Annotated in this window: 13 protein-coding genes; 10 read left to right on the top strand and 3 right to left on the bottom strand. The window is 41.7% G+C overall.

Annotated elements, in window-relative coordinates; genetic code table 11:
- Positions 1-15 precede the first annotated feature (15 nt).
- Positions 16-1,371 (top strand): 30S ribosomal protein S12 methylthiotransferase RimO, encoded by a 1,356-nt coding sequence (gene rimO, locus Q7U33_RS07165; RefSeq protein WP_304859109.1) that lies wholly within the window; start codon positions 16-18, stop codon positions 1,369-1,371.
- 4 nt (positions 1,372-1,375) lie between these two features.
- Here the strand turns inward: rimO and Q7U33_RS07160 are convergent, their stop codons facing one another.
- Positions 1,376-1,699: a hypothetical protein gene (locus tag Q7U33_RS07160; RefSeq protein ID WP_304859107.1), complete on the bottom strand. Its 324-nt coding sequence runs from the start codon at positions 1,697-1,699 to the stop codon at positions 1,376-1,378.
- A gap of 108 nt (positions 1,700-1,807) precedes the next feature.
- Positions 1,808-2,431, bottom strand: a complete 624-nt coding sequence (locus tag Q7U33_RS07155) for a TetR family transcriptional regulator (RefSeq protein ID WP_304859105.1) — start codon at positions 2,429-2,431, stop codon at positions 1,808-1,810.
- 265 nt (positions 2,432-2,696) lie between these two features.
- Between Q7U33_RS07155 and Q7U33_RS07150 the strand changes: the two genes are divergently transcribed.
- From Q7U33_RS07150 to Q7U33_RS07140, 3 genes are read left to right on the top strand one after another with little or no spacing between them, the layout of a single operon-like run.
- On the top strand, positions 2,697-3,860 hold the full coding sequence (locus Q7U33_RS07150; RefSeq protein WP_370651996.1) for an efflux RND transporter periplasmic adaptor subunit: 1,164 nt from the start codon (positions 2,697-2,699) through the stop codon (positions 3,858-3,860).
- A gap of 45 nt (positions 3,861-3,905) precedes the next feature.
- A complete protein-coding gene (locus Q7U33_RS07145) occupies positions 3,906-7,061 on the top strand; it encodes an efflux RND transporter permease subunit (protein ID WP_304859101.1) in 3,156 nt (1,051 codons plus the stop codon).
- Positions 7,058-8,500, top strand: a complete 1,443-nt coding sequence (locus tag Q7U33_RS07140) for an efflux transporter outer membrane subunit (protein ID WP_304859099.1) — start codon at positions 7,058-7,060, stop codon at positions 8,498-8,500. Before Q7U33_RS07145 ends, Q7U33_RS07140 begins: the two co-directional genes overlap by 4 nt.
- A gap of 21 nt (positions 8,501-8,521) precedes the next feature.
- Here the strand turns inward: Q7U33_RS07140 and Q7U33_RS07135 are convergent, their stop codons facing one another.
- Entirely contained in the window at positions 8,522-10,180 is a 1,659-nt protein-coding gene (locus Q7U33_RS07135; protein ID WP_304859097.1) for a hypothetical protein, read from the bottom strand.
- A 260-nt stretch (positions 10,181-10,440) separates the two neighbouring features.
- On the opposite strand from Q7U33_RS07135, the gene gltX reads away from it, so the two are divergent.
- From gltX to Q7U33_RS07105, 6 genes are all read left to right on the top strand, one after another.
- A complete protein-coding gene (gene gltX, locus Q7U33_RS07130) occupies positions 10,441-11,835 on the top strand; it encodes a glutamate--tRNA ligase (protein WP_304859094.1) in 1,395 nt (464 codons plus the stop codon).
- 123 nt (positions 11,836-11,958) lie between these two features.
- Positions 11,959-12,195, top strand: coding sequence for an RNA chaperone Hfq (gene hfq / locus Q7U33_RS07125; protein ID WP_304859092.1), 237 nt, complete (start codon positions 11,959-11,961; stop codon positions 12,193-12,195).
- A 3-nt stretch (positions 12,196-12,198) separates the two neighbouring features.
- Positions 12,199-13,335 (top strand): GTPase HflX, encoded by a 1,137-nt coding sequence (gene hflX / locus Q7U33_RS07120; RefSeq protein WP_304859089.1) that lies wholly within the window; start codon positions 12,199-12,201, stop codon positions 13,333-13,335.
- Positions 13,336-13,476: 141 nt separating this feature from the next.
- On the top strand, positions 13,477-14,682 hold the full coding sequence (gene hflK / locus Q7U33_RS07115) for an FtsH protease activity modulator HflK (RefSeq protein WP_304859087.1): 1,206 nt from the start codon (positions 13,477-13,479) through the stop codon (positions 14,680-14,682).
- A 9-nt stretch (positions 14,683-14,691) separates the two neighbouring features.
- The gene (hflC, locus tag Q7U33_RS07110; RefSeq protein WP_304859085.1) at positions 14,692-15,564 is read left to right on the top strand and encodes a protease modulator HflC; all 873 of its coding nucleotides are present in this window, start codon (positions 14,692-14,694) and stop codon (positions 15,562-15,564) included.
- 9 nt (positions 15,565-15,573) lie between these two features.
- Positions 15,574-15,759 carry a DUF2065 domain-containing protein gene (locus tag Q7U33_RS07105; RefSeq protein ID WP_304859082.1) on the top strand — a complete coding sequence of 62 codons (186 nt, stop codon included), beginning with the start codon at positions 15,574-15,576 and terminating at the stop codon, positions 15,757-15,759.
- The last annotated feature ends 4 nt before the right edge of the window (positions 15,760-15,763 follow it).

Genomic DNA, 15,763 nt, shown 5'->3' with positions numbered 1-15,763 from the left:
GATTTATAGGTTTTTATGACAATGAGTACTACACGCAAAAACACCACGCCTAAAGTAGGCTTTGTATCGTTAGGCTGCCCTAAAGCTGGCTCAGATGCAGAACGTATTCTCACCCAATTGCGGGCAGAAGGCTATGAAATTTCTGGTAGTTACGATGAAGCCGATTTAGTAGTAGTCAATACCTGTGGTTTTATTGATAGCGCCGTTGAAGAGTCATTGGATGCTATTGGTGAAGCGATTAATAAAAATGGTAAAGTCATTGTGACTGGTTGTTTAGGCGCCAAAAAGGGCGTGGTTGAAGCAGCTCACCCTAGCGTACTTGCAGTAACAGGCCCGCATGCGTTAGAAGAGGTAATGACCGCAGTGCATGCCAATCTGCCTAAACCGCATGAGCCGTTTATTGATTTAGTACCACCACAAGGTGTAAGACTTACTCCTCAGCATTATGCGTACCTTAAAATTTCTGAAGGCTGTAACCACCGTTGTAGTTTCTGTATTATTCCTAGCATGCGTGGTGACTTGGTTAGTCGCCCGATTGGTGAAGTGCTTAACGAAGCTGAGAATCTAGTCAATGCTGGCGTGAGCGAGATTTTAGTGATTTCGCAAGATACTTCAGCGTATGGAGTTGATGTTAAATATCGACCAGGTTTCTGGAATGGTCGCCCAGTGAAGACCCGCATGACAGAGTTAACGCAAGCTTTGAGTGAACTGGGTGTTTGGGTTCGTCTGCATTATGTATACCCATATCCGCATGTGGACGAAGTGATTCCACTGATGGCAGATGGCCTGATTCTGCCTTATTTGGACGTGCCATTTCAGCATGCCAGCCCACGCATCTTAAAAGCCATGAAGCGTCCAGCAAGCAGTGAAAGTAACTTAGCACGCATTAAAGCGTGGCGTGAAATCTGTCCAGATATTACGATTCGTAGTACATTTATTGCTGGGTTCCCTGGAGAAACTGAAGATGACTTTAAGCAGTTGCTAGACTTTATGGAAGAGGCGCAGTTAGATAGAGTTGGCTGTTTTGCTTATTCCGCTGTGGATGGTGCTGCAGCCAATGCCTTGCCAGATCAAGTGCCTGAAGAAGTGAAACAAGAGCGCCTAAGCCGCTTTATGGAAGTGCAGGAACGGATTAGTGCAGCTAAAGTACACGCCAAAATTGGTAGCATTCAAACTGTGCTAGTTGATGAGATCGTGACCGATGTTGAAGGTAATATCGAAGCTATCGGTCGTACTAAAGCAGATGCACCAGAGATTGATGGTGTTGTCTATTTAGAGGATGCTGAAGGTTTAACGCCGGGTGACTTTGTGGAAGTGGAAATTTACAGTGCAGATGGTCATGATCTAAGAGGTGGACCTCCACGTAGCTAAAATGCTAGCCAAATAAGTCCTGCATGATAGGTGCAGGACGTTCACTATCCGCACGATCTTCTAAAAAATCAAAAGTAAGTGGGCAACGAGTGGGTTTTTTTGCTGCTTTGCGACGTTTTGGTGTTGTGGATTCCAAGTCGATAAATGGTGTTTGACTGACACGGATATAACCTGATGCGCTTAGTTTTTGTTCAGTTGTTTCAAAAAGGCTTAGTGGATTGTCGATATTTTGTAAAGTAACAAGTTGCTTGCTCACTTTTAGCACGTTGTACATCACAAACTTGCTTGCGGTTTGTTTACCGTAAATTTCACCAGTATAAATAGCCACAATGCCTCCAACGCTTAATATGTGCGTATGGTATCTCTACAATTACTGAACCACAAGAATTTTCTGTAAGAAGAATTTTTGTAAAATTTTCTATAGATTTCTTACATTCTATTTCCTACGTAAATTGATATGCGATTTAATGAGTTCAATCGCTTGGTATCTAAATTTAGTGCCATCAGCATCTTTAATCCACATATGTAACAATCCGCCAAAGAACAGGTGAGTATCAAGTGCAAGTGCTCGGGGTGTCAGTTTGCTGGCTAATAGATTTTGTGATTGTGCGCGCTCGTAAGCAATTTCAATTTTTTGAATTAAGCTTGAGCAGTTGTTTAATATTTGATGAAGCACCAATGCAAACTCATCTACGTATTCGCATTTTATCATCATGATTTCGTAGATTTCACGCATCTCAATATTGTCATTAAGCTCATGTATTGTATGGCATAGGCTTGCTTCAATTTGATCAAGGGGGTTTTGTGAGTTATCACTTGTGATCGCTAATGTGTCATCCATACGGTCAATCAGCGGTAGAAACACTTGCTCGCGAATTGCATGAAAAATTTCTGCTTTATTATTAAAGTGCCAGTACACGGCACCGCGCGTCACATTGGCTTGTGATGCAATATGTTCCAATGTAGATTTGCTCACGCCTCGTGCAAGAAATACAGAGCGTGCTGCATCTACAATCTTTTGGCGAGTTAGTTCTGCATCTTCTTTGGTTTTTCTGACCATATTAATTCCGTAGTTAAAAACTGTATTTAGTTCGTATTTTAAATCATTTAGGCATTTACATACATTTCTGTTTGTATATAATATACATACAAATCTGTATGTAAGCAAGTGCAGATGGCTATTGTTTTCAATAAAAACATAGAATAATTAATAAGTTATAAAAATAAACGTGGAGTTTTCAATGGTAACTAAGGCTGCAAATTATAATCAACAGCATATTCGCATACAGTCTATAAACGGACATAGTGCTCATGTTAAACGAATCATGGTCACATCTGGAATGATGTTGGCGCTTATTGGTATTCTCGCTATGTCTATGCTTGCTGCTTGTAGTAAGCAGGAAAATCCTGTACCAGCACAAGGTATGCCACCAATGCCAGTCAGTGTAGTTACTATGGAGCCAACTAGTGTACCGATGAGTGCTGAAGCCGTTGCCCAAACAGAAGGTGCTAAAGAAGTAGAGATTAGACCGCGGGTTGGCGGTATTCTGCTTAAAAAGCTATTTGAAGAAGGCGCACCAATAAAAGCTGGTCAGGCAATGTTTTTAATTGATCCTGTGCCTTATCAAATTGCGTTATCAAATGCCAAAGCACAATTGGCACAACAAAAAGCAAGATTAGACCAAGCACAGCGTGAATCCCAACGTTTACAAGCGCTAGTTGCAACTCAGTCAGTAAGTCAGCGTGAGGCAGATAATGCTAGCTCTGATAGTACATTGGCGTTAGCTGGTCTGGCTCAATATGAATCTGCCGTGCGTGAGGCTGAGTTGAACTTATCTTACACGACAGTAACATCACCTTTATCTGGTGTGGCTGGCAGATTTGAGTTGTCAGAAGGTGCTTTAATTAGCGCTAATACAAGTCTATTAAGCACTGTCAGTCAGATTAGTCCAATTTGGGTAAGGTTTAGTTTGTCTGATGCTGAGTTGGCGCAGTTGGGAGGTCCGTTGACGCAAAAAAGCGTTAAGGATGTAAGGTTGATTCTGCCTAGCGGGGAAGAGTACCCAAAATCAGGTCAGTTAAACTTTGCGGCTAGTGGTATCGACCCGGAATTAGGCACTCAGTTGCTACGTGCTACCTTTGATAACGATGATAAACGTTTGTTACCTGGTCAGTTTGTTCGCATTAGAGTCATCACTGGGAAAAAAGATGGTGTGTTTGTTGTGCCACAAACGGCAGTCTTAAGTAATGATCAAGGCAAGTTTGTGTATATAGCCAATGATAAAAATGAAGTGATGATTAAACCGATTGTTGCTGGTAATTGGGTTGGTAAAGACTGGGTAATCTTAAGTGGTCTGGAAGTTGGAGATAAAGTAATCGTCGATAATATTATCAAGTTGCGTCCTGGTGCAACAGTATCTCCGCATCCGCTAAGCGAATCTGGTGCTAGCTCAGCGCTGGAAACTAATGAATCAGCTGGTTCTAAATAAGTTTATTACTAATAGCTAAAACAACAGGCTTAATCGAGAATCTATATGAGTAAATTTTTTATTACGCGGCCTATTTTTGCGAGCGTATTGTCTATCATCATCGTGCTTGCAGGTTTAGCTGCAGCACTAAAGTTACCGATTGCACAGTATCCGCAAATTGCGCCGCCAACGGTATTAATTACAGCAACTTACCCTGGTGCAAGTGCTGAAACACTCTCTAAAACAGTGGCCGCTCCAATTGAGGAGCAGTTAAGCGGTGTTGAAGGATTGTTGTATTTCAACTCTAGTGCAGATTCTAGTGGTACTTTGACGATTACGGCTACGTTTGAGGTGGGTACTGATGTTAATCAGGCTACTTTCAACGTAAGCAATCGGGTGAATATCGCTCTGCCACGTTTACCTGATGAAGTTAGAAGAACTGGTTTAGTTGTTCAGAAACGATCTAACGACATCTTGTTGGTTGTGATGCTGACAGATAAGCAGAAAAAGTATGACACTTTATTTTTAAGTAACTACGCTACATTGAATGTGCTTGATGAAATTAAGCGTATTAAAGGCGTTGGTGATGCAACTATTTTTGGCGCACAAGATTATTCAATGCGTATCTGGCTGCGTCCTGATCGTATGGCGCAATTAGGAGTAACAACGACTGATATTGCTAATGCAATTCGATCACAAAATGCGCAATACGCGGCAGGTAAAATTGGTCAGGATCCATCTCCATCTAATCAGCAATTAGTGTATACCGTGACCGCAAAAGGCCGCTTAATTGACCCTGCTGAATTTGGCAATATTATTATTCGTGCTGATGGTCAGCGTGGTGTGCTTCATTTAAAAGATGTTGCACGTATCGAGCTTGGTTCGCAGAGTTATAACGTTCGTACCACTTTGGATGGTACACCAGGTGTAGGTATCCCTATTTTCTTGCAAACTGGTGCTAATGCCTTAGATACGGCAGAGGCAGTTAAAGCTCAAATGTCGGAGTTGAAACAACGTTTCCCAGAAGGTATTGATTGGGAAGTGCCTTATGACACTAGTGATTTTGTGAAAGCATCTATTATAGAGGTGCTCAAAACATTGGGCGAAGCGATGGTGCTCGTTGTGCTTGTCGTATTTTTATTCTTACAAAGCTGGCGTGCTACTCTGATTCCTATTATCGCGGTGCCTATTTCCTTAATTGGTACTTTTGCTGGTTTATGGTTGTTTGGGTTCTCCATTAACACGCTGACATTGTTCGCGATGGTGCTATCAATCGGGATTGTGGTGGATGATGCGATTGTGGTGTTGGAGAACGTAGAACGGTTGATGGAAGAAGAAAATCTGTCGCCGATTAAAGCTGCAGTTAAGTCAATGGAACAAGTTTCAGCGGCGGTTGTAGCGATTGTGCTGGTGTTGTGTGCAGTGTTTATTCCTGTTGCCTTCTTAGGGGGTATTGCAGGTGAAATGTACAGGCAATTTGCGGTGACTGTTGCTGTAGCCGTTGTGATTTCAGGCGTTGTTGCATTGACGTTAACCCCTGCATTATGTGCCGTACTGTTAAAGAAAACACACGGAGAGTCGGCCTTCTTTAAAGCGTTTAACCGTACTTTTTTACGTTTTACCCATCTGTACACCGCAACAGTCAATTTAACTTTACATCATAAAATAATCGGCACTATTGTGTTTGCTGCAATTATTGCTTTGGTGGCAGTGTTGTTGAAAGTGATACCAGGAAGCTTTGTGCCGCCTGAGGATCAGGGTTATGTGATTTCTGCAGTAATCATGCCAGATGGTGCAACGTTAAGTCGCACAAGCCAAACGACAGAGAATGTAAGGGCTGCGATTGCTCAGGATCCTGCCGTTGCGCATGAGTTTGCTGTAAATGGCTTCGATTTAATCGGAGGTGGTAATAAGACTAGTGCCGCCACAATGTTTGTGCGACTAAAAGACTGGTCTGCACGTGAGGCTACGGCTGATGACATTGTGAAAAAATTGTTTGGAATTGGCATGCAGCAGCCTGATGGAATGGCGATTGCATTTAATCCACCAGCAATTCGTGGTTTGGGTAGTTCTGGTGGTTTTGAATTGTACGTACAGACACGAGGTGACTCAGACCCTGCAAGATTGGCGGCTGTTGTGAATAACTTGATTGAGGAGCTGAAAAAAGAGCCAAGGTTGACTGAGATTAATACATTCTTTAGGCCTACCGTACCACAACTATTTTTAGAAGTGGATGAGGCTAAAGCGATTTCTCAGGGTGTACCAGTATCTAGTATTTACGATACCTTACAAAGCACGATGGGGTCCTTGTATGTGAATGATTTTAATAAATCAGGTCGTACTTATCGAGTGCAGTTACAAGCGGAAGCAGAATACCGCATGAAAGCAGAGGACTTAGGTAAAGTTTATGTGCGTTCTGATAAAGGTTTGATGGTGCCGTTATCGGCATTGAGCAAAGTGAGTTATATTGTTGGCGCTGAGCAACTAGAGCGTTACAACGGTTTGCTTTCAGCTAAAGTCTTAGGCAAAGGTTCATCAGGTGTGAGCTCTGGTGATGCCATTGAGATGGTCGAAAAGATTGCAGAAGCAAGCTTACCAGATGGCTATCAAATTGCTTGGACAGGCCAAGCCTATCAAGAAAAAAGAACAGGCTCGGCTGCTGTGTTTGCGTTTGGTTTTGCCATCATTATGGTGTTCTTGATTTTGGCTGCACAGTTTGAAACATGGGCTTTACCACTTGCTGTCATTATGGCCGTGCCTTTTGCTTTAGCTGGTGCATTGCTATCAGTGTTACTAAGAGGTATGCCAAATGACATTTACTTCCAGATTGGTTTAATTACACTCGTTGGTTTGGCTGCTAAAAACGCGATTTTGATTGTGGAGTTTGCAAGCCAGAAAATGGAAGAGGGCATGCCAGTTGCTGAAGCTGCGCTTGAGGCTGCAAGGTTGCGGTTTAGGCCAATCGTGATGACTTCAATGGCGTTTGTGTTAGGTATTGTGCCATTGGTCATTGCAACAGGTGCAGGTGCGGCTGCTCGACAATCAATGGGTACAGGTGTGTTTGGTGGTATGTTGCTAGCAACTTTTGTCGCTACGATTTTTATTCCACTATTCTTTACGTGGCTAAGTAATAAGAATGTACATAGAAAACACCATGAAGTGCCCGACGACGAGCTAGCAGTTGTGACTTCAGGAGATGCTGAGAATAAGGGTGCTGTATGAAACAGAAAAAAAATAACTATTTAATTAAACCAGTTTTCTATTTGGTTGGTAGCTTGATGTTGTCTGGATGTCAGTCTTTAGTATGGCCAGATTATCTAAGACCTAAAGTCGATACACCAGATCGTTATATTGAAATGAGCCAAGATGCAGCACAGAACCAGATCGAAAAAGACTGGTGGACGCTGTATCAAGATGAAACGCTTAATACCTTAATTTCTAATGCTTTAAAACATAATACTGATATTAAAGTAGCTGTCGCTAATATTGAGCAAGCAGATGCTGTGATGAAAGAGGCAGGTACGCTTCTGTTTCCTTCAGTTGATCTAGATGCTGGTGGCACACGCTCACGAGTAACGGAGGCTGGCGCATTCCCTGTATTTGCTGACAATCCTCGCGAGAGCTACAACTTTAAATTTGGTACTAATTTTGAGCTGGATTTTTGGGGTAAGTTGAGTCGAACTAAAGAATCTGCGAGAGCTTCTGCTTTATCTACTCGTTATGCCAAAGACACCGTTGAGCTATCTCTAACTGGCTTGGTGGCTAATCAGTATCTGTCATTGCGAAGTTTAGAAAAGCAAATTCAGATTGCTGAACAAAATTTAGTCAGTCGAGACGAAAGTTTGGCGCTAACAAAGCGTCGTTTAGAAGGCGGAATTGTTTCAGCGCTGGATGTTTATCAAGCTGAAGTTGCTGGTGCCAATTTACGTGCACAAATTTTAGATTTAAAGCGCTTACAGTCATTAAGCTTGAATCAATTGGCGCTGTTAACTGGCGACTTGAATTTGGCAGTAAGGGGATTGGATCTGGCTCAAGCAGACATGATGGCATTGCCGATACCCCCAGTTCCACCCATTGGTTTGCCTTCTAGTTTGTTGGAGTCGCGTCCTGATGTGCGTCAAGCTGAGGCGCAAATGGTAGCTGCAAATGCCAATATTGCCGTAGCGAAAGCAGCCTTATATCCAAGCATTTCACTCACTGCAAATTGGGGTGGTGAAAGCCTTGAGTTACAAGATGTATTGAAGTCCGCAGCCCGTATTTGGACTGGAGGACTTAGCTTAAACCTGCCAATATTCAATGGTGGAAGGCTAAATGCAAGAGTTGACCAAGAAGCCGCTAAACAGAAAAAAACGCTAGCCACCTATGAGCGTACGATTCAAACGGCGTTTACTGAAGTAAATGATGCATTAGTCAATTTGCGTCAACAAACACAACGTGAGCAGTCTTTACTAACTAGTCAAGATTCTGCCAAGAAAATGCTGACTTTGTCTGAAAATAGATACCAATCTGGCTATTCTGCGTATATTGAAGTATTAGATGCACAACGTACCTATAACGAAGCAAGCTTGGCTTTTGTGCAAGCGCGCCAAGCAAGGTTGAGTGCATCCGTAGATTTGTTCAAAGTGTTAGGTGGTGGTTGGCAAGCAGCAGAAACTCAGTAATCACTAACGCGGTACTTTTGATTATTTGCTGATGTCTGTGGTAAATGTAACGCGTACCCAGTTACCATGACGTTCAAATGATTTGGTGAATCTTAAAAGTATCTCTTCACCCAGTATTTGTACTTTGAAAATATCATTCTTGTTGTATTGGAGCTTAGGGATAATCAGGGTCTCTAGTTTAGACAATGATTGTTCCTTAGGTAAGAAAATGCAGATGAAATTGCTGGGGTCTGTGCCGAAACTGCTGTCTAAAAAGCTACTTGTGTCAGCGAACACAGTGTTAGCAAAGTAGTTGTCTTTAATACTAAGTTCGCCTGTTGTGATAGCTACTTTCTGTGTTTTTAGCCCCATATTTTCTGCTTGAGAGTAAAAGCCAATATTGCTTAACAGTTCTACGCCTAAGTGCAACTCTCCATTTACAACGGGTCTGATGTTTTTAATAACACCAAGCTTTGTGTTGTTTCTTTGCTCTTTGGTAGAAATGCCGATTAGCATTCCCAAACTCACCTCATGGGCATGTTTGCTGACATGTAAACCTAAACCTTTATTGGATTGGTCTATGATGCTTGAATGGTCCGTAGTTAAATCCATATAAATAATATTGGGTTCGTTGCGGTTAATGTTGTGAGACGCCAATCTTTCCTCAAACGATTTTTCACCTAGATAGCCACGCTCACCACGTTGCATCTTAATGTTTTCAACCTGCTTGAGCTGTTCACAAACTTCTTTAAAACCAAAAAATACTGTTGCAACCGATGCGGTATTGTTGCGCTCCTCCGTTCTACGTTGGCGGCTGTAATCAACCCTTGACCACTCAGTACTGAGGGTTTCAAATGTTGTGAAGGCATCTTTATGAGAAACCAGTTCTTTCATAAAAGGTTGTTTGGGTGAAATGTTGAATTCAATTAGAGACATGCAAAGCTCTATTTTTGAAATGACGTTATCAAAATTCCAGTAACGATAAGTGCTAGCTGGTTTAAAAGTACGGATACGTTTTGCGGGCTTGTTACTAGTTGTATCCACATAAAAAAGATGCTGTTGCTCATCAAATATTTTATCTACAGTGGTTTTCGATGCCCATACGCTAAGCATTTTACAAACCAATTCAATTTGTTCACATTTTAAGCTAAGGCTTTCAAGAGTGCCCAGCATGCAAACTTGTATGTAAGCGTTAGATATTGAAGTAGGTTCAAGATCCGTATAAGGTTGAATTTTTGCGTTTAAAAGAGATAGGTTTTCAGCGAGTAAATATAGTTGAGATACCTGTAGCCAGACATTTGCTGGCGCGCTTTGATAGTTGTAATAGCGCCATTTAATCATTTGTGTTGCATTTCTAATTGCGCGCGCTAGTAAAACATGTATATGTTTTTGGTATTGATCGTAAAAGTGGTCAATTAACGAGAAGTGAATTAAGAATAACTGGCGATGATAAAAAAACACAGCATTAGATACACGCTCCTCTAACTCAGCACTGATATGTTCAATATGAATAAAATGTGTTGTGATTCTTTCGACAATAATGTGTGTATTTTCGTCGATGGTGAATAGTGCTTCCAAGTTAGCTGGGTTACTAAAAGCGTTAGTTTTGAATTCATCTCCTAACTTAGCTGTTGCGAATTCGATGGTCGAGATGTCGTCCATGCCTTTGATTTGACTCATCCATGCCATCGATGTTTTCATCTTAGGTTGCGATGTATTCTTGAATAAGTTTTGGAGAAAAGCCATTTTTTAACTACATTCTTTCACTAGGTATGGTGCTAAAAGCAACTATTGTGCCATATTTTATTTAATTGGCAGTGTGTTCACAGTTTTTATTAATACAGTACTGTATAGCAGAGCATTAATAGATTGGCGTATTAATCTGTTTTTAATTTTTTAGACTCCTTGTGAGCATGATAAAATGTTGCCCTAACAACATAGATAGTAAAAAATCAATAAATATGACAGTTCGTACACGTTTTGCTCCTAGTCCAACAGGCTTTCTTCATATTGGTGGTGCTCGTACCGCTTTGTTCTCATGGGCTTTTGCTAAAAAGCACAAAGGAGACTTTATTCTGCGTATCGAAGATACCGATGTTGCCCGTAGTACGCCTGAGGCTGTGCAAGCTATTCTTGACGGCATGCATTGGCTAGGTTTGGATTATAACGAGGGGCCTTTTTATCAAATGCAGCGTATGGATCGCTATAAAGAAGTGATTCAAAAAATGCTGGATGAAGGCAGTGCTTACTATTGTTATTGCAGTAAAGAAGAGCTTGAAGCGCTACGTGAGACTCAAATGCAGCAAGGTGTTAAGCCTCGTTATGATGGTCGTTGGCGTCCAGAGGAGGGCAAGGTTTTGCCAGCACCTCCGCAAGATGTTCCTGCGGTCATCCGCTTTAAGAACCCGAAAGACGGTGATGTGGTATGGAATGATTTGGTAAAAGGTGAAATTAGCATCGCAAACCAAGAGTTAGATGATTTGATTATCGCACGCGCCGACGGAACACCTACATACAACTTTTGTGTTGTGGTAGATGATTGGGAAATGGGCATTACGCAAGTGATTCGCGGTGACGATCATGTGAATAACACGCCACGCCAGATCAATATGCTTAAAGCCCTTGGTGCAACTATCCCTCAATATGCGCATTTATCAATGATTCTTGGGGATGATGGCCAGAAGTTATCTAAACGTCATGGCGCTGTGAGCGTGATGCAGTACGATGATGAGGGTTATTTGCCAGAAGCAGTGCTTAATTATTTAGCGAGATTAGGCTGGAGTCATGGCGATGAAGAAGTCTTTGGTATGCAACAGTTTTGTGAGTGGTTCGATTTAGATCATATCACGCCGTCTGCCGCACAATTTAATACTGAAAAGCTTAGATGGCTTAATGCGCACTATATTAAACAGGCAAGCTCTGATTACCTTGTGAATGATGTGACTAAGCGCCTTGCTAAATTAGGTGTACAGGTCACGGTAACCCCTAATCTAGCGGCAGTGATTGACCTATACAAAGAGCGCGCACATACCTTAAACGAATTAGCTAATAGTGTCGTCTATTTTTATCAGAAACCATTAGTTGATCAAGCGGCGGCAGAAAAGCATTTAACAGCAGAAATTAAGCCAGCCATGCAGAAACTTACCGATGTTTTAGTGTCAGTGGAGTGGCAGGCAGAGGCAATTCACCATGCCTTGAATGATGTGGTGACTGAGTTTCAGTTAAAATTTCCAAAAGTGGCAATGCCTTTACGGGTGATGTTAACTGGTATCGCGCAGTCTCCCAGTATTGACCAAGTGATGGTTTTACTTGGCAGAGATGAGGTGATGGCGCGAATTAAAGACGCTAAATTTTAAATTTAATTAAATTAAAGAACGAATTTGGTTGTTCTATATCTTAACGAGAGTAAGATATTTGTATACGGCCTTAAATAGTCGCTAGTGGTCAATTTTATTTAACTCCAAACAATAGGAGACGTTATGAATCAAAAAGGGCAAATGTTACAAGACCCATTTCTCAATGCATTACGTAAAGAGCATGTGGCAGTATCTATTTATCTTGTAAATGGTATCAAGTTGCAAGGTCAAGTGGATTCCTTTGACCAATACGTTATTCTGCTTAAAAATACTGTGACACAAATGGTATATAAGCATGCAATTTCAACGATTGTACCTGCGCGTGCGGTCAGTATTAATATGTCTGAAGGTGATGATTAAGCGTTGAAAGATTTATTTGAAAGACCAAGCGGTGGCGAAGCTGCCATATTGGTCAGTGTTGATTTTGGCGAAAATGATTACGAAGAAAGTTTAGAAGAACTTCGTCAGTTGAGCTTGAGTGCAGGACTTGCTGTGCTGGGTAAGGTCGAGGGGAAGCGGTCTGCCCCTGATGCTAAGTTGTTTATTGGTAGTGGTAAGGCTGATGAGTTGGCGCAAATGATGCAGGCAACTGAATCCAATGTTGCCGTCTTTAATCATGATTTAACACCGTCGCAACAACGTAACTTAGAGCGCTTGTTACAAGCGCGCGTCGTGGATAGAACTGGCTTGATTTTAGATATATTCAGCCAGCGTGCTCAGACGCATGAAGGTAAGTTACAAGTTGAACTCGCTCAGCTTGAGCATCTTTCCACACGTTTAGTGCGTGGCTGGACTCACTTAGAGCGCCAAAAAGGTGGTATCGGTGTACGTGGCGGCCCCGGTGAAACACAGCTTGAGCTAGATCGCCGCATGTTGCGTGTGCGTGTTAAGCAATTGCGAGAGAAGTTGCTTAAATTAAAATCGCAACGTGGCATGCAGCGTAGAGCACGTAAACGATCCAATGTGATGACTGTGTCTTTGGTGGGTTACACCAATGCAGGAAAGTCTACGATTTTTAATCGGCTGACTAAAGCCAATATCTATGCCGCAGATCAGCTTTTCGCAACTTTAGATACAACAACACATAAGATTTATATTCCAGATTGCGGCTCTGTGGTGCTTTCGGATACAGTTGGTTTCATTAAACATTTGCCGCATGCATTGGTTGAGGCTTTTGGCGCGACGCTGGAAGAGGCTGTGCAGGCTGATTTACTATTGCATATTGTAGATACAGCTAGCACTAACCGTGATGAGCAGATTGCCCAAGTGAATAAGGTGTTACATGAGATCGGCGCTTCTGAAGTGCCGCAGATTTTAGTGTATAACCAAATAGATCGCGTGGGTTTGGAGCCTGCTATTGACCGTGATGAGTATGATAGAATTACAAGCTTACATGTTTCAGCAAAAACAGGCGAAGGGCTAGAGTTTCTGAGATTAGCCATGGCAGAACATTACCAGTATCTACAAAAGCAAAGTACTGAAGAAAGTGCTTTTGTTTAAGTAGTAATTAAATGGCAAGATATGAAGTTTGATGTGCTATTTTTTAAATAGGTGCATTGCTTAAATTAAGATTTAGGCTTGAAGCCGAAGTTTAAAGTTTCAAAGTTTAAAGTAATTCAATTTTTAGTGTTGGAGTGATGAATGATTAAATTCCCTGGCTGGAGACAGCAAAATAATGAAGGGCCACCTGACCTTGATGAAGTGATGCGTGATTTAAGCCGTAAGATTAATGCGATGTTTGGGAAAAACGGCAGTAATCAATCAAATTCCCAGCCAAAACGTCCGTCATCAGGGGACATTAATTTGCCAATCGTGCCGATTATTGGACTTGTCCTGCTTATTTGGCTTGGTTCTGGATTCTATATTGTTGACCAAGGTTCTACTGGCGTGGTGACACGTTTTGGTAAAGCGTTGGATGAGACGACTGAGCCTGGTCCTCGTTGGCACTTGCCTTATCCGATTGAGTCTGTAGAAGTCGTCAACATGGAGCAAGTGCGTAGGCTTGAAGTTGGTTATAGAAGCCGTGTAGAAGGCACTGGAGGCGGTAAAACCAAGTTGCCTAAAGAAGCTTTAATGCTCACTGAAGATGAAAACATTATTGATTTGCAGTTTGCAGTCCAATATAACTTAAACAATGCGAAGTATTACTTATTCAATAACCGTTCAACCGATACTGCAGTGATGTCCGCAGCTGAATCAGCTATTCGTGAAGTTGTAGGTAAAAACAAACTGGATGATTTGCTACAGAAAGGCTTGGCTGATACATCTGAGCGCATGCAGTCAATCTTAGATAGTTATAAATCAGGTGTTAAGATTATCAGTGTGTCACTACAGAGTGCTCAACCTCCAGAGCAAGTGCAAGAGGCTTTTGAAGACGTTAACCGTGCAAACCAAGATAATCAACGTCAAATTAACGAAGGTCAAGCCTACGCTAATGATGTGATTCCAAAGGCACGCGGTACTGCTTCACGCCTCTTATCTGAAGCCGCTGGTTATAAGTTAAAAGTTGAAAGTGAAGCTAGAGGTAATACTAGTCGATTCGATCAGATTTTAGCGCAATATAACAATGCACCAGAAGTCACACGTCAGCGTTTGTATTTAGATGCGCAAGAGCAAATTTTATCTAATACAAGTAAAGTGATTGTTGATCAAAAAGCTGGTAACAGCCTATTGTATTTGCCGCTAGATAAACTGATTAATGCAACTGGTGCATCTAATGTGCCTCAGTCTCAATCTATGCAATCATTAAATCCACAAACTGAATCAGGCGCAGCTTTTGATTCAGCAACAGCTACTACAGAGCGCTCGAGAGAAGCTTTTCGCAGCCGAGATAGAGAAAGTAGATAAGGAAAAGTGATGAATAAGGCAAAAAATATTATTATTTTAGTGATTGTAGGGTTGATGTTGCTATCAGCTTCGGCCTTCACAGTGAAGCAAACACAGTATGTCATTGTTCAAAGGTTAGGTGAGATTGTATCTGTTAAGAAAGATCCAGGCCTCTATTTTAAAGTCCCGTTTGTGGATAACCTTAAGTACTTTGATAATCGTATTTTGACACTGGATTGGGAGCAGCCAGCAAAATTTATTACTAGCGAAAACAAATACATGATGGTGGATTCGTTTGTTAAATGGCGCATTATTGATCCTGTAAAATACTATGTATCCATTAAAGAAGGTGGCGAGGCTGCTGCTGAGGATAGGTTATCTAAAGTGGTGAATGCAGGTTTGCGTACTGAATTCGGTAAACGTACAGTGCGTGATGTGATTGCTGGTGAGCGTGGAGCAGTCATGGATAACTTACGTAAGACAGCAGATGTTGAAGCTCGTCAAATGGGTATTACAGTTGTCGATGTGCGATTGAAGCGTGTTGATTATGCTGAGGAAATCAGTAAGTCTGTATTTGATCGTATGATTGCAGAGCGTAAGCGTTTAGCTAATCAATTGCGTTCAGAAGGTGCCGCTGCTTCAGAGAAAATTCGTGCAGATGCTGATAAGCAACGTGAGGTGATTATCGCTGAGGCCTATCGTGAAGCACAAAAAACCAAGGGTGAGGGTGATGCAAAAGCTGGTGAAATTTACAATCAGTCTTATAGCCGTAACCCAGAGTTCTATGCGTTCTATCGTAGTCAAGAGGCTTATAAAAACAGCTTCAAGAGTAAGAGTGACGTAATGGTGCTGGATCCTAATTCAGACTTCTTTAAATATATGCGTAACCCAAACAGAAAATAGCAGGTTGTGGTGAGCGACTATTTGTTAGCTGCTTTAGGGTTGATGTTGATACTTGAGGGGTTGCTCCCGATGCTAATGCCTCAAGTCTGGCGAGAAACTTTTATAAAAATGGTAACATTAAAAGATGGGCAACTCCGCTTCGTTGGTTTGATATCCATTGTAGGCGGCTTGCTCTTAATTTTTTTAAGTAAATGATTGA

Source organism: Methylotenera sp. (assembly GCF_030653755.1).
Lineage (GTDB): Bacteria > Pseudomonadota > Gammaproteobacteria > Burkholderiales > Methylophilaceae > Methylotenera.
The sequence above is the reverse complement of the archived record's forward strand: the minus strand, read 5'-3'. Positions and strand labels throughout refer to the sequence as shown.